A 19,707-nucleotide genomic window follows, 5' to 3' on the forward strand; every position below is an offset into this window, starting at 1 on the left:
GAACGACTTTATTGACACGAAAGGCATTCGTCAAAATCAGTCGGAGCTGACATCTCGATTTGCTTCAGTGCCGGAGTATTGTCCGCCTCCACGCCACCATCGAGGCCACTGCCGGCGAAGCCCGCGCGCTGGATTGACTTCGACCGGAGATAGTAGAGCGACTTGATGCCCAGCTCCCACGCGCGGAAATGGAGCATAAGCAGATCCCACTTCTCGACGTCGGCAGGAATGAACAGGTTTAGCGACTGGGCCTGGTCGATATAGGACGATCGGTCACCCGCCAGCTCGAGCAGCCAGCGCTGGTCGATCTCGAAGCTTGTCTTGAAGGTGTCCTTCTCGTCCTGGCTCAGGAAGTCGAGATGCTGCACGGATCCGCCATGCTCGAGGATCGAGGCCCAGACGCCGGCTGAATCCTTGGACTTCGACGCGAGCAGCGCCTGCAGGTACGGGTTCCGCACTTCGAACGAGCCCGACAGGGTCTTGTGCGTGTAGACGTTCGCGGGGATCGGCTCGATGCAGGCGGAGGTGCCGCCGCAGATGATCGAGATCGACGCGGTCGGCGCGATCGCGGTCTTGCAGCTGAACCGCTCCATGACGCCCATATCAGCGGCATCGGGGCAGGGGCCACGTTCCTGGGCCAGCAGCATCGACGCCTCGTTTACCTTGGCGTTGATGTACTTGAAGCTGCGCAGGTTGAACGACTTGGCCATCGCACCTTCGAAGGGCAACCCCTTCTTCTGCAGGTAGCTGTGGAAGCCCATGACCCCAAGGCCGACCGAACGCTCTCGCTCAGCGGCGTACGCCGCCCGCGCCATTCCCGGCTCGTGGCGGTCGATGTAGTCCTGGAGCACATTGTCGAGGAAGCGCATGACGTCCTCGATAAAGCGCTTGTCACCGTTCCATTCGTCCCACCTCTCGAGGTTCAGCGAGGACAGGCAGCACACCGCGGTGCGCTCCTTGCCGTACTGGTCGCGGCCGGTCGGCAGAGTGATTTCGGAACACAAGTTGGAGGTCGTCACCTTGAGGCCGACGTCGCGCTGGAACTTCGGCATCGCTTTATTCACGTGATCAGTGAACACGAGGTAGGGCTCACCCGTCTGAAGCCGGGTTTCAACGAGCTTCTGGAAGAGGGCTCGAGCGTCGACCTCGCCACGTGGCTCGTTGGTCTTAGGCGAACGCAGGATCCATGTGTCGCCGTTGCGAACGGCCTCCATGAAGGAGTCAGGGATCAGCACACCGTGGTGAAGGTTCAAGGCCTTGCGGTTGAAGTCACCGGATGCTTTCCGGATTTCCAGGAATTCCTCAATTTCCGGATGGGAAACGTCGAGATAGCAGGCTGCAGATCCTCGGCGCAGCGAACCCTGAGAGATTGCCAGCGTCAGCGAGTCCATCACGCGGACGAACGGGATGATGCCGCTGGTCTTGCCGTTCAGGCCGACCGGCTCGCCAATGCCGCGGACGTTGCCCCAATAGGTGCCGATACCGCCGCCGCGCGATGCCAGCCAGACATTCTCGTTCCACGTCTCGACAATGCCTTCCAGGCTGTCGGGGACCGAGTTCAGATAGCAGGAGATGGGCAAGCCGCGGCCGGTACCGCCGTTGGACAGCACCGGGGTTGCCGGCATGAACCAGAGGCGAGAGATATAGTCGTAGACGCGCTGCGCGTGCTCCTGATCGTCCGAGTATGCAGATGCGACGCGGGCGAAGAGGTCCTGATACGTCTCTCCCGGGATGAGGTAGCGATCGTCGAGCGTGTTCTTGCCGAAATCAGTCAGTAGCGCGTCGCGGGAAGGGTCCGTCGTGATGGCGAACCGCCGTACCATGACCTCCTTTGTCGTGGGCTTGGTAGCCAACGCCTCAGCGACGGTCTCAGTCGTGGTTGCAGCAAGGGTAGCCGCATCGATGGAACCCTTCGCGGCGATGTCGTCGCCGGTCGCGGTCTCGGTCGTGTGGTAGCTCATCTTTTACCTTTCCAGCCGGAGCTGAGGTTATTTCTTGGAGGGCCGCAGGCTTACTTCCCGTGATGGGCACTGACCTCGATCAGCTTTACGGCTCCGTACTGGCGCTTAGCGTCCAGACCCCAGAGCCACTCGCTCACGTAATTGACGCCGGCGATCCGTGTCCTGGCGTAAGGCGGATCTTCACAGACGATCTCATAGGGAGCATGGTCAAGACCATGCTCCCATGCCTCATGGTCTGCATAAACGTGGCCGTCACGCAGATAGGCCAGGAGAACGGTCATCCCAGGTGGCCGGCCTTCCAGAAGCTGGCGATGCGTTCTGCGCGGGCTTCATCGTTGAAGGCGCCGATCACCTCATCGAAGGTGTGGCCGTTGTCGCGGCTACCTTCGAGGATGTGCGAACCCTTGACGGTGCTGATGCGCGTCTGGCGCTGGTCGAGAGGACGACCGTCGACGTCGTAGGCGAAGTGCTGGTCGACTGCCGGTTCACCCGGGTGACCAAGAGCATCACCTTCGCCCAGTTGTTGGGCGACGACCACAGGACCGTTGCCGCCAGTGGCAAGCGTCTTGAGATCTCCCTCGGTGCGCGCCTGGCGGATGACGGCCGAAACACGCGCGTCCAGCGCATCTCCTTCGGCCTGGAACCGGGCGATTTCGACCAGACTCGTGGTCCGGGCCATTACCCGGAATTCCTTCAACATATGGTGCTCCTTGGTGGTCGTCGCGTCCACCCCTTGGGGATCGGCGTATGCAGTGATTTTAGGATGAATGTTTGTCGGCGTAAAGCAAAGAGATTCAAGCTCCCGGCGCCGAGCTGCGGCTAGCGCACGTGGGTCTTGACTGCGACGTCGATCTGAACCCCCGCGATCTTCAGCGCACCCGCGTCGATTGCCGCCCGGATCTTTTCAGGATCAGGCGAACAGAGGTTAGCCGGAACCTGGTCCGGATCAATGATGCGGAAGGTTTTCTCCACGCTCTTGATAGCGATCCCGCCGTGCTCCGACCGGCTGGATTCCATCTTCCCGTCCCCAAGGCGACCAGCTTCCATCACGATCCCGTCGTGGGCCGCGGCCGCGGCAATGGCTGCGGCCTCGGCGAGACGAGCTTCCTCTGCCTTTTTGTACTCGGCCGTGTCATAGACCGACAGCCGCTTCTTTAGGGCATCGTGTGCCCCCTTGAGTTCCGCGAGCATTTTGACGGTCTTTTTCTCGCCCGGCTTCTCGGGGTCGTCGATCTCGACGGGAAGAGCGTAGACCTTGTCGATCGCAGTGCCGCCGTCGAGATAGGCTTTCTTCGCCGTCGTACGGCTCTTGTCGATCGCTTCGAACGCCTTTTTGACCATCACGCTCAAAGCAGTGACGCGACTGTAGACGTCCTGGCTTTCGATGACTGCCGGGGCACGCAGGAACATGAGAAGCGTGTCGAGGTGATTGGTCCGCAACTCCTCCGCGGCTTGCTTGTGCGCGTCGGGAATTTCCGCAGCAACCAGAAGGCCGACGGGCTCGGGCGGGTTGTTGTCAGTCCGCGTGATGATGCGGTCCGTCGCGGGATCTTCAAGAATATCGTACATGGGATCGTTCTTCCTATCTCTGTCCAAAGAGAGAGGGGCCCGACTTGCGTCGGACCCCTCCGGTATACTCAGCAATGCAGATGAGTTAGCGGCGCATCGAGCCCATCTGCTCGAGAGCGGCGAACGCCGCCTTCTTGCTCATCGACTGCTTCTCGACAGTCTGCTCGTCCATTCCGTGAACACGGCTCAGTTGCGAGAATTCCTCCTGAACCTCGGTGTTGGCGGCGCCGAGGCGAGACAGCGAGCGCTGCTCTTCCTGGAAGCCGACGCGACCGATCTTCTCGACGCCATGCTCGCCGTCCACGCCGATCTTGCGTTCGACGTAGACCGACGGACGCCCCATCACCGGCGCAAGCCCTTGGTCGATTTCGGCGACCAGACGGTCGATCGACTTTTCCGAGCTCAAAGGACGGGCACCGTTCTCCCATTCGAACGAGCGGGAGTGGTTGCCGCTACGCAGCATGTCGTCCTTGGCGAAGCGCGAGCTGACGAACGTGCCGGCGTTGCCCCGCATCACACCACCCTGGAGGGTGACCTCGGTGTCGCCCTCCAGGATCTCGGCGAAGCCCTGAGCCGAGACGCCCTGCGCGGGACGTTCGCTCTGGATCATCATCTTGCCGTCATCCCGAAGGAGCCGACGATTGGCCGAGTAAGCCTCCGAGTGGAACGCCTCCGGGTTCGAGGAGGCAAGCACCGCGACGGGCTTGTCCTGCTCGATCATCTGGCGGACGGTGTGCATAGCCGGATCCCGCTCGTTCGAGGCAACCACCACGGCAACCGTGGCGATCTCCGCGAGGTTGGCACGCATGCGGTCACGGTTCTCGACGTAAACCGGCACAATCTTTGGCTCGGCAGCTGCTTCCAGCTCAGCGTCGCTGATCGTGTTGACCTTGGCGCCGGCGTTCCAGTTGATTTCACCGTTCTCCTGGACCTCGCCCTTCCGCGGGATGGCCGGCGAGCCATCAGGACGAATGAAGTGCTTCTTGTCCGGATCGTAGTGGAACTTCTCCTGCTCAACATCCGACTTCGGAGTGTCGACCCGCGCGCCTGCCTGAGCGATCTGCTCCGGCATCAGAACCGACCCACGGCCGGTTTCGACGAGCTTGTGGACCATGTTGCGCAGTTTCACCGGCGCAGCCTCGATAGGACCGGGAGTCATGACGACGATCTTCGCGCTCTCGACCTTCATAGCCTCTTCGAGCACGACCTTCGAGACGCCTTCTTCGAGAGCCACAGCAATGCCGTAGCCGTTCTTGGAGAACCGCTCGACGGTTGCGCGCACTTGGTCGCGATCAACCTTCTCACCCGGGTCACGGGTTTCGCGCGTGTCCCGGATGGCCTCACGGTACGATGCAATCGCATCGTCACGAACCTTGCGGCCTTCTTCGGTGGCGAGGCTGGAGGAATCCACTCCCTTCAGCTTCTCCTCCATCACGAGGCGCGCGTCTTCGCGGCGAAGCAATTCGCCCGGTTCGTTGTAAGGCTGGCTGCCGCCGATGAACGCTGCCAGCTTCATCTTCGAGAAGTCGAAGGCATCCGGGTTAGCCGTATGCTCGATCATCACGCTCTTCGGCTGATAGTCAGGACCGTTCGCCAGCTTGAGCGGATGCATCTCCATGTCGGGATGGTAGATGGTGTTGCCGTTCCTTTTGGCCACGTCAGTGATCGCCTCGGCGTAGTCGAGCGCCTTGCTCCACTCCTCCTTGTTGTTGATCACGCGCAGGGTCTCGGCCGGCATCGCCGGAATTTCCTTGCCGTCGGTCCCCTTGAGAGGCTCACCGTCGGGCCCGCGGAGCACGATCTGGTGCAAGGCACGGTGGAATTCAGGATCCCGGTTGTTCGCGATCTCCTTGATCGTGAGCTGAACCCCGTCAAAGGCGGCAGCGCGACGAGCATCCATGCCCGGCAGGGCGGCGAGGGCCAGGCGACCCTCATCGCTGTCGATGGCGTAGTCGGCAGACGGCTTCGGCTGGTTCTGCTTGTCGATGGTGCGCATGCGCTCATCGAACTTCTGGTTGATCGCGTCCTCACGGTTCGGACCCATCCGGGTCGTATAGCGGCGCGCTTCGTCGAGCGGCATTTCACTGCCGTCGCCGTTGATGAACGTCGTCTTCTTGTTCGTCTCGTAGGCGAGGCGCGTCATGTGCGCCATGTGCATGTCCTTCGACAGCGCAGGGCGCTTGGCATCGCTCAGAATGATGAACGTATGCGCACGATCCGCCACGGCCTCCTGAGCCACCTTCACCTCCTGGGCTCCGGGGTTCAGCGTGCCCCTGTCGTGGGCATGACCGGTGACGAGCACGATGGCGCCGCGCATCTTGCGGCGGTCCTCCATGACCTGGTCGATCTCTGCCTGCGAGGCGTCCCGCGAGCTGTTCAGCTGCAGAGGCTTCGTGACGCAGCGCTGCTCACCGGTGGCGGGGTCGACCTCGTACTGACGCGCGCTGGCTGGGCGATCGTAGACCGTGATCTCCGTCCCAGCCTCGCGGGTACGGACTTTCTCGCGCTCGAGCCCCTTGTCGGCCAAGGTCGCAAACGACAGCGTCCGCTTTGCCTCGGCGTACAGGATCGTACGTTCGGTAGCCTTCTCCTGCAGCCAGCGTACGTTCGCGTTTTCCGGCTCATCGACAGCCCAGATGGTCGCGTGCTTCGGGATCCGGTCATAGGCGTCGCCCATGATATCCTTACCGGGAGCATGCTTCTGATGGCCACGGTCTGCGAAGCGCGAAGCTTCGAAGCCGACGCCGTAGATGCCGTCAGCGGGACGCGCGAGGCCCGCGGTGTAGTAGCGCTGCGGATCGTCGTTCTTGTCGATCGAAATGGCGATTGCGCGAGTCTTTGCCAAGGCCTTGCCGTCCATGCGCTCGCCGTCCCGGTCGATGCCGAGAGACAGCTTGCGGGCAGTACCCGCGACGTGGATCGCCTGAGCCTCGGCGACCGTCATGTTCGCACCCTGCACGTACGCAACAGTCGCGGAGCGAGCGACCAGTGCGTTGGCGCTGAGGGAGCGGCGGATCGGGTCGTTCGCCTCTTCACGGTTGAGCGTCATCAGCTCGATGGTGGGATATTCGCCCTTCTGCTCGCCCGGGTTGCGAGCGTCGACGTACACGCCATTGGTGCTGGCAAGAGCCACGACATCGATGGTCGGACGACCATGTTCTGCCAGGGTCTGGTAGAAGTCGGCGTCCGGCTCGACCGCAAGGATGGTCACGTCACGTTCGCCCATGCGGCCATCGTCGCGGATGGTCTCAAGCATGATAGCGAGGTTCTCGGCGGCCTGCGGGCCGGTGCCGACGATCACGGCCACGGTCTGCGGAATGTCCTGGGAGAACGGGGATTCGGCCACGCCGGCATCGCGCCACGCCGAGAAAGCCTCGTGCACGGTCTCACGCTCGGGCAGCGTTTCCCACTTCATGACCTGACGAGCGAGCGTTTCCATCACGCTCGCTTCGGCGGCGGTCTCCATCCGGAACGACGGGTTGTTCTCCGTCTTGAGCTCCGCGTAGTCGAGCGCAAGCGGGATCGAGTTGAGGACATCAGCCATGCGACGGTGCTCGTCACGGCTATCTTCGTCGAAGCTGCGCGAGGTGCCGATGGACTCGACCATGTCCATCGCGTCGATTTCGCGGCTGGAGAGCGAGTTGTTCAGCTGGCGAGCGGCATTCTTCATCGTCTCAACGGAGCCGAGGGAAAGCCCCTGGGAGGCCAGCGAGGCCTCCGCCGTGGTCATGTCGAAGCCAACCGAATGACCGGCGGCGATGTTCAGAGCGCGCCTCGAAGCGGCGATCGGATCGAGACCAAGGGCACGCGCCTCCTTCTGGATGAGCGCGACGTCCGTCTGGATGTCGGCAAGCAGGGTCAGCTGCGTCTCATCCAGATATCCGGAGTAGGCGTCGCTCGCGCGGTTGGCATCGTCGCGGCGAACGTTCATCGAACGCTCAAGAAGACGCTGCGAGCGGAACGCATCGTCCGTCACACCACGCAATTCATTGAACGTCTGCTCCCGCACCGCGTCCTCGGGATGCGTCAGCAGCTGCTCCAGGTGAGCCGACAGAGCCTGAGCCGCGGTTTCAGGGCTCCAGTACGCACCCCGATTGGGGTTGTTCAGCTTGTGCTCGCGATGGATCGAAACGCCGGGGTTGTTCTTCTTGTCGGTTTCGCTGAGCTGGGCCCAGTCAGTGTAGCTGTAAGACGACATGCTAAGTAAGCTCCTGCTGGATGTCTGATCCGAATTGTCACAGCCTGAAAACGGCCTTGCAAGGCCCGTTCGTAATTTATTTTCCTCTCATCCTAAAAACTTCGGATCTTTACAGTTGCTCAGTCGTCAAATTCGATCGGCTCGAATGGCATGCCCAGCGTCCGCACCGTGTCTACCAGCGGATGCGGGCAAGTTCTCATTGCCTCCTTGAGGAGGGAGTGGGTCCACCCCTCGCGTACATGGTCGGCCGCGCCCCATCCATCGCCAATGATATAGCACTCCGGAATGAGCACGCCCTTATGTGGACGGACATGGGTCGGGAAGCGCAGAATGCGCAGATCGCGCACGGGGATGCCGTATAGCTGCTCCATCTCAAGAGCCATGTCATATCCCGGCCCATCATTGTCCGGGGCTCTGATTACCAACCGTCCACGCAGGGGGGTGTGGTCCGACTTGTGCCAAGCCTTGGCGCCGCCCTGTGGGGTCGTGGGAATCCAGTTTGGAAAGAGGAGGCCTGAAGCGTCGGCGTCCTTCTCTCCTTCATTGTATATGATTGGGGGGACCTGTGACTCCTCAGCACTGGCGGTGATCCGGTGCAGATTGTACAAAGGGCGCGGCTCCTGAAAGCCTTTCATCTTGAACACGTCTTTGTTCTTCGCGCGGTCATGCCCCCAGAGCCAGGGGACGATTTCCTTACCCCCCTCTCTCTTGTTGTAGCGGCAGACCCATCCGTAAATGGATCCGTCGGCGTTTCGATACGTCCATACGTTAGCGGGCGCGCCGTATTCGAAGTGGTAGAATTCATCGATCGAGACTGCCACGTCGTCAGGCACGGGAGTGATCTGTGTGAACGGATCGTCCTCCGCTTTCGGCTTTGCTGGGCGGCCCTTCGTCCGTGCGGCTGGCGCCTTCTTGCCGTTCAGGAGCGCCCGGAGAGCATTGAAGACCTCGCGAGAGTCACACCCTCCGAAACAGTGCCAGATAAGTCCCGCCGCTCCATCATCCAACTGGAGTGACGGGGTACGATCTTCGTGTGCAGGACAGCACACCTTCCAACCCCGGCCGGTAGGCTTCGCCTTCCCGCGACCGGGCTTGGAAAGAAGATTAGCGACATCCTTCGCCGGCCAATCGGTAACTAGCATCTCGGTTCTTCCAGTCGCATCACTTGGTTAGTCGAGCAGCGCGACGTTGATCTGCCGTTCGCGGAGGCGCTCTACGATCAGGGCCCGAACGTCAGGGTCGAGTTCGTTGATGCGCTGCGCGTAGTTCTTGACCATCTGCTCCTGGTCCTCGATCTGACGCATGCCTTCCAGCTGACGGATGAAGGTAGCGCCGAAGTCGGTCTGGTTATCCCGCGTCACCGGAACCTTGCGGAGATCGTAGTTGGTGTTTGCGCGGCGAGAGTTCTTTACCTCGGGCGTGGCAGCTTCGGTCTTTTCCGCTTTCGGAGTGGTGCGACCATCTCCGGTAGGCGCAGCACTGCGATCAGAGGAGGCTGGCCGATCCGCAGACGCCGGACCCGCGCTATTGCCGCGCTGCTGCTCGGATGTTTGGACGGACTCACGAGGCCTATCGGAACGGTCCGTGCGCCGGTCATCCTCCGGGTTCCTGGAACGATCGTCTCTCTCGCGCTGCTCACGCCGGGGAGCCTCATCACGGTCGTCGCGCGGCCGCGATTCACGCCGGCGCTCATCAGCCCGGGCATCATGACCTCGCACGTCGAGCCGGCGCTCGTCGTCGCGATCGTCGCGCGCGCGGGGCTCACGCCGACGTTCATCGTTGCGGTCATCACGGTTTCGGCCGCGGGGATCCTCACGGTCAACGTCTTCGAAGCGATCACGACCGGAAGCGTCATCACGATGGCGCTCCTGATGCTCGGCCCGATCCCTCAGGGCACGCTGCACGACCTGCCTATTCTTGTTGCCGTTGTGGGCATAGACAACCGGATCCTGTTTGCCACCGACCAGGAACATGCCGAGAGCACGCCCGAGGAGATTGCAGCAACGTTTCAGGCCGTCACTTTCCGCCCCCTTGACGGCCATGCCAACCGCATCTTTGCGGTGACCGTTTATCTTTACCTCTCCGTAGCCGATACCAGACTGGACGAAGACCGTGGGGGTGCCGGTTTCCGTCTGCGGCTTGATGGTCAGTTTGACTTGCGAGATCACCTGGAAGACGTACATCTCGGTAGAAGGTGCGTTCTGGTAACCGGGCTTGTCGTACTGGAAATCGTCCATCTTCTGGATCTCGGCTTCGACGCCCCAGCCGAGCGGCCCAAACAGCTTGTTGAGCGTGTCAGTGAGGATGTCGACCTTCACGTAAGACAGAGTCGTCCTGTTGCTTCCCTCTCGCTCTGAGAGCAGCCAGGGATGAATGTCCCGGTCCAGCTTCTGCAGCAAGTCAGCTGGGCAGTAGCGAGTGCCCTCCCCATCTGAAAGGCGATAGATCGTCGGCGTCATGTCGTTCATTCTATTACTCCCTGAGGGAAAGGTTGTTCGCCAGTTTTAGGATGGATTCTCAGAAGAGGCTCTGCCCCTTCTTTACGACGGTGATCTTCGCAGCCCCTTTGGCGTCGCGTGCGATGTCAACGACGTGGCTGGGGGTCTCCAGCTTTTCCTTTGTTCCCGCCATCGCGATGAACATCGTGTCGATCTGCGTGACCCGGGCTTCATGCTGCCCCACCTGAGCCTTCAGGGGGACCAGCCTTTTCACGAGATCGACGCGTTCTACACTAAGCGCGTCGACCTGGCCCGCCGAGGCCGCGATCTTCTGGACTGCCGCACCTGACCGGATCTCGCGAGAATCCCGGTCGAAATCGAGGTCAGGTTCCTCTCGCTCGGCTACCAGCCGAAGGAAGGCATCGACCTTCGATTTCATCTCGGCACGCTCGCTGGACGTGAGGCTCACCACGAAAAGCTGGCTGCTGTAGCCGTCCACGAGAACACCGACGACGACCTTCTCGACCCCATAGGCGTAAGCCACTGCCTTGTATCGGCGAAGAGCCTTTGCCGGCAACTTGTCGGGCGCATGCCATTCACGCATCGTCGTCGAGGCCCGGATGTCGACGATCAGCACCGCCTCTTTGCCGTCGGTTCGTTGATTGGGTGCGATGCCCCAAGCCTTTGAAGGCATCACCCCGGTGCTGGCAGCAGCATCCCGCGGATTAAGTGCCACCTGGCTCTTCAGGGCATGGTCCTCGCAGATGCCCTTCATGATCTCCGAGGCGAGGCGGCCTTTCCAGATGCCGCCCTCACTCATGTCCCGTTCTTCGCCGGAGATGAGTTCATTCCACAACTGGTAGTCTGACTGCCGCGAGTTCTCGCCGTAAAGGGTGGGCACCTCGCCGGCGCGAAGGTAGTTCCTCGATGTCATAATTGCTCCTTGGAAGGTGTTCGTAATAGGAGCACACCCCGACGGCATTGCCCCCGGGGTGCGGTGTCTATGAACTTGCGGGTTGAGCTTCGCTGTTTCTGGATAGGAAGCGTATCAGGCGGCCTTGGGCTCATCAAGCCAGCCCGCCTCCCGTATTTCGCTTTCGAAGGCTGGGAAACGGTCCTTCATCATGACCCACTTGCTCAACTCGCCGTGGAAGACAGCACCCATCGCCTTGACCTTGTCCTTATCGGCGAAAGGCACATGCAACGTGACGAATTCGCCAACGATCGGCTTATGGCCCCGCTTTTGGCGGGTATCGTCCTGCGCACGGGCAGCACGGCGCAGCCCGCCGTTGCCTTCTGGAGGTGAGAGCTTGAAAGCAGGCAGATCAAGGCAGGTGCGGATCGACTGGATGTTTCGGCTCTGGAGTGTTTTGCGCGCCTCGTTGGGATCTAGAAGTCCTTGCTCCACATCCCTGAGCATCATCTCGAGCCGGGCCGTTGAAACAGGGTTCACGAGCTGAGGCACGTGCTTCTCGCAGAATTCTACGAGGCTGCGCCCCAGCGAAGAAGGCGCAAACTGCCCCTTGTTCACAAAAACGAATTCTCGTTCCTTGAGCTTCTTCAGCATTGTGCCCCAGGTGGTTTGTGTACCAAGCACACCCGCATCCTTCAGGAGCCTTTTGGTTTCCGGGTCATCAATGACCGTCGCCAAGTTCTTCATCGCTGCCAGCAGGGTAGCCTCCGTGAAGGCCTTGGGTGCTCGCGTCGTCTTGGCGATCGGCGATGCATGCGCGGCAGTGCCGATCGTACCGTTAGGCAGCCGGGGCAGGGTAGCGTCACCTTCATCCTCCGCCACGGTCTTTTCGTCCTTGTCGGCGGCGGAATCCGCTTCTCCGAAGAGAGTCTTCCAACCCGGCTTCAGGATCGTTCGGCCGGACGCGGTCAGCGTGTGTCCGCCGGCTGTCCAGGACATGGTGAGCTGCTCGTATGCGCAGTCCTCATGGAACTGGGCGAGGTACTGACGGACGACGAGCAGGTAGAGCTTGCGCTCGTCCTGTGTCAGCTGCCCCTCGACATCGCTGACGGATCCTGCAGCCGGGGGGCTCGACAGATCGGGCCGCTCGGTCGTCGGAATTATCCCGTGGTGATCAGCTCCAGACTTCTGGAGCAGCTTCGAAGAGAAGACCTCCGGCCGGATAAGCGGCTCCTGGGGCACCATCTTCGAGAGATCGGGAAATTGGGCGCCGCCCTTGAGGTCGACAGGCCGGGTCATGTCCATATTGGAGACGTTGCGCAGCGTCTCCTCGACTTCGTTGACCTGATCATCCTCGAGGTGCGTGCCGCTTGTACGCGGATAGCTGATCAGCTTGTGTGTGTTGTAGAGAGACTGACTGATCTCTTCAGTCTTGGCCGCACTCCACCCCCAAAGGTTGTGCGCACGGATCTGCAGCGTCGAGCTCTCAAAGAGAGTAGGGGGCCGCTGGCTCATCGCCTGGCGATTAACCCCGAGTGGCGCAGACTTGCCCATGATTTGCTGAGCAATCATCCGTGCCTGGGCGACGTCGAGGATCCGTTTGTCTTCGGGCGGACGCAGGTGCATCTCGAAGTCGTGCCCGCCGCCCTGCATCTTGGCGGTAATCTCGTAGTACTGCTGCGACTTGAAGTTTTCGATTTCGCGGGTGCGCTTCACGACCAGCGCCAGGACGGCCGTCTGGACGCGCCCTGCGGAGACGGGCTTGTCATGGCCGTCAGGACGGAATTTCTCGCTGAAGATGCGCGTCAGATTGATACCTTCGATAAAGTCTGACTCAGCCCGGATCTGCGCCGCGATCGCCAACCTGCCGTGGCGCTCATACGGGAGCAGATCCGCGATAGCCTTGCGAAGCGATGCCTCATTGGCGCCGGAGGTCCAAAGGCGCCGCAAGGGCCCCTTGTAACCGAGGTGCGTGAGAATGAGCCAAGCGATATACTCTCCTTCGCGACCGGCGTCGGTCGCGACGATCACCTCGCTCGCGCCCTTCATCCCGCGCTCAATGCAATCATACCAGGGCTGTGCGTCCTCGATAACCTTGAACATCCAGCGGCTGGGGAAGAATGGAAGATGCTCCACCGCCCAGGACTGGTATTTGGGATCGTAGTCGTGGGGCTCCGCCAGAGAGACGACATGACCCTTCGCCCATAAGACGCGACCATCATCCGTATCGCGCCCATGCATTTGGCCTGGGATTCCCCGGGGGTTGCCGAGAACCTGTGCGAGAGCTTTGCCCACGCTGGATTTTTCCGTCAGCCAAACCTTCATCGAGCCATTCCCTGGATGCGCAAGTAGCTATCGTTGTAGGATGGGACGCAATTTTTGGGTAGGAGGCGCTTGCGGGCCGTTCGGGGACAGTGATACCATTCGCTCCGAAGCCGACGGGTTGTCCATCGGTCTCGTGATCTCGGGTGGGAAGCGCACGAAGGTGTGGCCGGTCCCATGGAACAAGGCCAAAGCGCAGCGCCTGCTGACGCGAAGGAGAAAAGAAGATGGATTTCGATCAGAAGACTTCGGACGGTCGTGAATACGCCCGCCTTTTCCCGACCATGAGCGGCGATGCAGGTAACCGTGCTCTTCGGACCACTGCTGTCGAAGCCGGCAACAAGGACATGGTGGGCTGGGATAAGCCGGAGGGGAAGGACATCGAGTGGCGCCTGTACAAGGATCAGATCCCGGCAGGGCTCGACGTCGACGCGAAGTTCGGCAAATTTGTGACGGAAGAGGCCAAGGCGGCGAGCCTGGCCGAGGTCGCTGCTTTCAAGGAGCGTCAGTCGCTCGCGTCGAACGTCACCAAGGCTCCCCGCGGCCAGGAAATCCCCGCTGACGAGCGGATGTACCCCCACGCAAGCGTCCGGGCCGAGTTCGACCGCGACGTCGCTGCGCGCAAGAAGGAGGGCGTGGAGGTAAAGTATGATTCCGGCGCCGGGGCCTTCCACGTCGTGGCTGGCTCGAAGGAGGGCTGGGACAAGTACAAGACGCCTGAGGCGAAGGCGCAGTGGGACAGCGAGGCGACGCTTTCTCGGGCGAAGCGTCGTGAGATGGCGCGTGATGCGGATCGAGCGATCGATGCGACGGCAGAACGCGCTGCTGGTCGACACTTCGTGGCCGACAACGCCAACGGCTTCAAGCTGCTCGACCCGAACGCAGGGCTGTCCAACAAAAAGGCGAATGACGCCCAGATGGCGGCTCTGGGCAAGGCTTCGGACGTCGAAGTCGCTCGCATTCTGGCTCGCACCCGCGAGGCAGGCAGCGAGCTGCGCGACAAGATGACCGAGATCCGCAAGAACAAGGCGCTCGATCTGCATGCCGATAAGGGGCTGACGCCCTCCGAGTTCTACCAGGAAGGCCGCCGGCGTCCGGGTGAAGGCCGGTATGAAGGTGAGGAGCGGCAGCGCAAGTTGGCCGGCGGCGCCGGGCTCGGTCCGACGGAGTTCGCCCAGCTGGTCGCCTTGGAGCGTGGCTATTCGGTCATCCGCAAGGAAGCCATTTCGCGTGGCCTGATCGCAGAGCGTTCGCGTGACCAGGGCCAGTCGAATGACCGCAGCGCCGAGCAGGGCCAGAGCCAGCAGCAGGGCCAGAGCCAGCAGCGTCAGGCGCCGGCGAAGGAGCAGGCGCCCGAGATGGCTGCAGCCGACGCGCCGGCTGCTGACGCGGGCGGCGAAGGCACCCCGAAGGGGCGTGCGCGCAGCAAGCGGAGCTGGGCGAATGCTCTGGCGCAGAACGCGGGCATCGGCGGCTGAGGAAGGAGGTGATCCCATCTGGGATGGAGGGCGCGTAAGCGCCCTTCATTTCGTTTGGAGCATCGGATGAGGGAATGGGCGGACTCCGGGTGGAGTCCGCCCATTTTTTTCACGCGCTATTCAGCGAGGACGCCCATTTCCTGAAGGAACTGCGAGGGTCGACGACTGCGGTTACCCTTGGCCCAGGTGATGATCATGATGCGGCGAGCACGAGTGATCGCTACATATGCGAGGCGCCTCTCTTCTTCGAGGTCACGCACGGTACCATGACGCTGAGAGGGGAACTCGCCCTCCTCCCATTCGGGTGAGAATACGACGTCAAACTCGAGCCCCTTTGCCTTATGGATCGTCATGACGTTTACCCCGGTCTTTCCGGAGTTCATGTCGATCGACGTGAGCGACCCCAAGATCGACTTCACAACCGCTACGGGGTCGCCCGTGTCCGTGGCCGCGTTGTTGGCGAGGGAATCTACCAGCGACACGAACCGTCCGTAGAGATGGTCATCCGGATCCTTCGAGGTCGAAACCATCTCGGGGATTCCCAGCAGGCGCCCAGCTTCCGCAAACGGCGTTGAGGGATTGTCGTGGATGATCTGCCGGATCTTGCCGAGGTTATCGAGCAAGTCGGCGCCGGCGGAGCCGTCCTTCAGCTTGTTCATCTCCCGGTACCGGACCAGGAAGCCGATTGGGCCCATCTTCTGGTCCCGGTTCTTCTCGTTCCACCCAGTCACGCGCTGGACGATCTGGTTCATCATCTGATCGTCAAAAAGGATCTCCGGATACCGGACCATCTTCTCGAAGTTCAGGGGATTGTCGATACCCACCGCTGCCTGCATCCACGCAACAAGCGCGCCGACTGGCCGGGTATGGAGTGGCAGATCCTCGTGCAGATTGATGGGTATCCCCTCGGCACCGAGTTGCGTCGCGATGGTGCCGCAGCCCTTGTTCATACGACAAAGGATCGCCATCCGCTCGTACGGGATCCCCAGCTTCTCGTGCGCGTACATGATATTCTCGAGGATGCGGTCCTTCTCATCCTCGCGATCTTTGCACTCAATCGCGCGTACAAAGGCTTCCTCGTCGGGACGGGTTCGTACATCCTTGTCGTAGCGGTCCGCATTCTTGAGGATGAGCTTGGCCGCCACACGGAAGATCGGCCGCGGCGTGCGGTAGTTGTATGCAAGGTGAAGAACGGCGGCGTCAGGCCAGTAGTTCTTGAATTTGGTGACGTTCTTGATCTCGGAACCGCGCCAGCCATAGATCGATTGATCATCGTCCGCTGCTACGAAGAAGCCGGTATTCTCTCCTACGAGATTATTCAAAAACCTAACCTGAGCCCTCGCGACGTCCTGATACTCATCGACGATGATTTCGTCGAACTTTCCGCGCCAAGTGTCCTGGAACTCTTTGTCCTTTTCAAGCAGCAGCGTCGGCAGGTACAGCATGTCGGAATAGTCGATCATGTCGTAGAGGCGCAGATAGTCCGTATACGCCTGATAGATCGCGATCTCGGCCTCACCGATCCCTGTAGCCCACCGCAAGGCTCCTTTGCGGTATGTGTCCATCGCCACCTCAGGCGGGACCATCTGGTTCTTCGCTTCGTTGATAAAGGCAATGATCTGCCGGACGAGGGTGAATGTATCGACCCCGTCCGCCATGGGGTGGTTGTGCTTCTGCAACTCCTGTTCGATGATTTGGCGCTGTGCGACTTCGTCGATGATGGTCCGGTCGGGGCTCTGCCCCTTACGGATGGCATCCGCCTTCAGGATGCGGAGGCCGATCGAGTGGAGGGTGCCGACCCATGCCTCACGCACATCAGTCTTCAGCATCGGCGAGATGCGTTCAACGAGCTCGTTGGCGGCCTTGTTCGTGTACGTCGATACGAGGATCCGATCCATTGGGATCCCGTTACGCAGCTTGGCAGCGATACGAGCGGCGATCGTCCTGGTCTTGCCCGTACCGGCCGGCGCAATCAGGAGCGCGTGCTGAGCATCGGAGATCGCAGCCTTGTACTGATCATCGCTGAGATCGGCGAGGAGGGCGTCGCAGGCGGCGATGTTAACGCGGCTCCGCTCGACCTCGGGGCGGATAGCGGCAGTCTTCTTGACGTCTGCCACCGTGCCATCGAGGTCGAGGTCGTCGAAAATGTCTTCGTTCTTGAGCTGCGGGTTCGCCATGATAATTCTCCTTGAGAGTTATCCCGAGGCCCATCATGGCGATGGAGCATCAGGCAGCTATTAAATCATCCGGATCCAGGTCGGTGTTACGCCTTGGAGGCGGAGCGATAGTTTTGGGCTGAAGGTGATTGTTTAGCTTTTTCCACTCTTCAATCCGCTTCTCACGGATATGAGGAGGAAGGGGCTGGGCAGGGGCTGGTCCCTTTCCGGTCCGCGGGTTGAACACCTTCGCGGCCATTTCCTTGTTTTGGAACCAGAACACGCTATCCATGATGAACGGCCGGTTCATGAATCCCTGGCAGATCAGCATATGAGTGCCCGGCTTCATGCCGGCGATGTCGCCCGGGCGGATCAGATCGACCTTTTCCAGCCCCTCGGAAACATTGGATTTGCCCCATTCCTTCATGTCGCCGCCGCGGCTCTTCGAGCGCGAGTGCTTCTTGATGGTGGTAGGGCCGACCATGCTGCAGATCAGCTGGACGGTGTCCTTGTCGTTCTGTGGGAGGACATACTTGACCGCTGTCGTCGCATAGATGATCTCCTGATCCTCTTTCGAGTACAGCTTGCCGATCTGAGCCGCCGACTGCGCGACGAGGCAGTAGTAAGTAGCCTTCCCGCGGCCGAGGTCCGGACCGGTCATCACGGCTTCGATGCGGGGCAGCTTTGCGAACTCGTCGAGCATGAAGCAGACAGGGTATTTGCCTAGCTTTACGCCGTTTCGGTTGACCTGATTCGGACCGTACGCGAGGAACTCGCGACTAAACACCTCATAGAGCAGCGACGTGATTGTCGCGAAGGCGGCGGCCTCTGCCTGGTTGACGCAGACGAACAAGGTTACCGGCTTGATCTCTCCCGTTACCGGATCGGGCATCCCCCGCAGGTCAGAGGGAAGGAAGTCGCACGACATGGTGCGTTCGCGCACGGCGGCGTTCTTGAACGGAATGAACGCTTTGTCCATCGTACCGAGGATGCCGGACCGTTCGTTTGGAGCCATCGAGATCAACGGCGTGATTTCCGTCGAGGCGCGTGGATTGTAGAGCTTTTCCTCGCACTCGCCCACGATCGCTTTCAACCAATCGCTGAGCGCATCGCCCTGGTAGAAGCTTTGAGCTTGTGCGGCCTCTTCCTTCTTCCGGTCATTTTCCGCCGCTGCTCGCCGCAGCCCCTCGTTGATCATATCAACGATCATTGGGATGCAAGCTTCCTTGCCGCGCCAGAAATCGGGCAACCCGTCGTAATCGCGGGAGTCATTCACCTTCGAGCAGATGTAGTGGAGAAAGCCGACGAGGGCCGCGCGCCCCTTCTGTTCGAAGTAGTCGTTTTTCCCGCCCTTGTCGCCGCCCGGGGAGAGCACGTTCGCGATCGCGTCGAGGTAGGTGTCTCGCTCCGCCGTGCCCGCCGGCGGCGTTAGCTGCGGAGAGAGCACGTTGAAGCGCGGATAGAAGACCGTCTTCTCGGGGTCATCGAGGTGGTCCGGATCGACCTTGTCAGTCGCCGACCAGTTTATCTCGAAGACGGGACCGATCGACGCCCGATGGCCTGAGCAGGCCTCAAACAGTTCAGGCTTCGGATCGTTGACAATAAAGCTCGAACCGTCCGTCTCGATGATCGATGGCACCACAAAGGTGGCAGTCTTACCCGTACCGGGAGGCGCGAGCACGAGCACCGATAGGGTTTCGATCAGCCCCATCCGATTCTGTGACTTGGGCCAGTTGCCGAGGACCAGCTTGTCACCGCCGATGATGCCGACCTGCTTGCGCTTTTCCATCTCACGCACGTCACGCATGTTGCCGAGGCGCGCGTCGCCGTGGATCAGATCGAACATCCGGAAGGGGTTTACGGCTGCGGCGACCACGGCGGGCGCTGCGCCGATGGCCATACTGAATAGCCCTGCGGCCGCGGTTGCCATCGGCCACTGGTCCCAGGAGTACCTGTAATAGTCGATGATCGAGCGGGGGTTATAGAGGCCACCCATATAGTTGCCGACCTGCTCCCAGGTCTTTGCGTCGAAGTCGCTGTGCGCGAGAAGGGCCGCCAGCGGCGCAAATTGCACCGTCGTTGCGATAAGCGGGAGGGACGCGGCCACGCCGCCCGCTACTACCAGCATTCCCTTGTTCTTCTCAGAAGAATGGTGCGTGGGGATGTTGTCTGCCATTGTGTGATCCCAAACCGTGGTAAATACCGGTTATAGGATGGAATAGGCATAATGGAAGCGCTTTCGGCAAATCCTTGCTTCTAGTCATTCGCCCCGCATCGCGGACGCGAGGATGAGGCATGTTTCAGCCGAGATTGTTTCCCAATCGTCATAAGTTACAAGGGGTACGCCCCTACGCAGTGCGGTCGCGACGGATGCCCCGGTAGTGCCGGCCTCCGGAACCACAAGGTATGCGCATCCTTCAACGAGGGTTCCGGCGACTTCCCAGCCATGCTCGATAGACATGTACTCGAGCGTAGTCCGACGAGAGCTCCGGCCGGTGAAGGAAACGAGAGGCTTCCGATGCTGAACGGCTCTTAGCGCGGCCGCGCTACGCACTGTAGGCAGCCCTCGCCACCGTCTGTTATCTCGCCAGGTGGCCTTCCACCCTTCGTGAGGGGCGATCTTTCCACGGGATATCACGCCGGCAAGGTTGGCCGCGCGCCAGTCCTCCGGC

12 protein-coding genes and 1 pseudogene are annotated in these 19,707 nt (G+C 61.0%); 1 reads left to right on the forward strand and 12 read right to left on the reverse strand.

From position 1 onward, the window contains the following. Window positions 1-8 precede the first annotated feature (8 nt). The 10 genes and pseudogenes from QP045_RS01140 to QP045_RS01185 form a co-directional block, all read right to left on the reverse strand. A complete protein-coding gene (locus QP045_RS01140) occupies window positions 9-1,961 on the reverse strand; it encodes a ribonucleoside-diphosphate reductase subunit alpha (RefSeq protein ID WP_422513114.1) in 1,953 nt (650 codons plus the stop codon). Window positions 1,962-2,011: 50 nt separating this feature from the next. Continuing rightward, complete coding sequence (locus tag QP045_RS01145; protein WP_422513115.1) at window positions 2,012-2,242, reverse strand: hypothetical protein; 231 nt, start codon at window positions 2,240-2,242, stop codon at window positions 2,012-2,014. Next, complete coding sequence (locus tag QP045_RS01150) at window positions 2,239-2,661, reverse strand: hypothetical protein (protein ID WP_422513116.1); 423 nt, start codon at window positions 2,659-2,661, stop codon at window positions 2,239-2,241. The genes QP045_RS01145 and QP045_RS01150 overlap by 4 nt, the downstream gene beginning before the upstream one ends. A gap of 119 nt (window positions 2,662-2,780) precedes the next feature. Beyond that, the gene (locus QP045_RS01155) at window positions 2,781-3,605 is read right to left on the reverse strand and encodes a hypothetical protein (protein ID WP_422513117.1); all 825 of its coding nucleotides are present in this window, start codon (window positions 3,603-3,605) and stop codon (window positions 2,781-2,783) included. 10 nt (window positions 3,606-3,615) lie between these two features. Continuing rightward, window positions 3,616-7,728 carry a hypothetical protein gene (locus tag QP045_RS01160; protein ID WP_422513118.1) on the reverse strand — a complete coding sequence of 1,371 codons (4,113 nt, stop codon included), beginning with the start codon at window positions 7,726-7,728 and terminating at the stop codon, window positions 3,616-3,618. Between the two features lie 119 nt (window positions 7,729-7,847). Continuing rightward, window positions 7,848-8,561, reverse strand: a complete 714-nt coding sequence (locus tag QP045_RS01165) for a hypothetical protein (protein ID WP_422513526.1) — start codon at window positions 8,559-8,561, stop codon at window positions 7,848-7,850. Window positions 8,562-8,672: 111 nt separating this feature from the next. Beyond that, a pseudogene (locus QP045_RS01170) lies at window positions 8,673-8,870 on the reverse strand (CHC2 zinc finger domain-containing protein); the annotation flags it as partial. 27 nt (window positions 8,871-8,897) lie between these two features. Then, window positions 8,898-10,196: a Rad52/Rad22 family DNA repair protein gene (locus QP045_RS01175; protein ID WP_422513119.1), complete on the reverse strand. Its 1,299-nt coding sequence runs from the start codon at window positions 10,194-10,196 to the stop codon at window positions 8,898-8,900. Window positions 10,197-10,245: 49 nt separating this feature from the next. Continuing rightward, on the reverse strand, window positions 10,246-11,100 hold the full coding sequence (locus QP045_RS01180) for a hypothetical protein (protein WP_422513120.1): 855 nt from the start codon (window positions 11,098-11,100) through the stop codon (window positions 10,246-10,248). A 114-nt stretch (window positions 11,101-11,214) separates the two neighbouring features. Beyond that, entirely contained in the window at window positions 11,215-13,404 is a 2,190-nt protein-coding gene (locus tag QP045_RS01185; protein WP_422513121.1) for a DNA topoisomerase, read from the reverse strand. Window positions 13,405-13,628: 224 nt separating this feature from the next. On the opposite strand from QP045_RS01185, the gene QP045_RS01190 reads away from it, so the two are divergent. After that, window positions 13,629-14,879, forward strand: coding sequence for a hypothetical protein (locus QP045_RS01190; protein WP_422513122.1), 1,251 nt, complete (start codon window positions 13,629-13,631; stop codon window positions 14,877-14,879). Window positions 14,880-14,995: 116 nt separating this feature from the next. On the opposite strand, the gene QP045_RS01195 is transcribed toward QP045_RS01190, so the two are convergent. Continuing rightward, window positions 14,996-17,056, reverse strand: coding sequence for an ATP-dependent helicase (locus QP045_RS01195; RefSeq protein WP_422513123.1), 2,061 nt, complete (start codon window positions 17,054-17,056; stop codon window positions 14,996-14,998). Between the two features lie 49 nt (window positions 17,057-17,105). Next, window positions 17,106-19,211, reverse strand: coding sequence for a type IV secretory system conjugative DNA transfer family protein (locus QP045_RS01200; RefSeq protein ID WP_422513124.1), 2,106 nt, complete (start codon window positions 19,209-19,211; stop codon window positions 17,106-17,108). Between the last annotated feature and the right edge of the window lie 496 nt (window positions 19,212-19,707).

Origin of the sequence: Sphingomonas sp. 3-13AW (assembly GCF_049311085.1) — a bacterium.
Taxonomy (GTDB): Bacteria; Pseudomonadota; Alphaproteobacteria; order Sphingomonadales; family Sphingomonadaceae; genus Sphingomonas.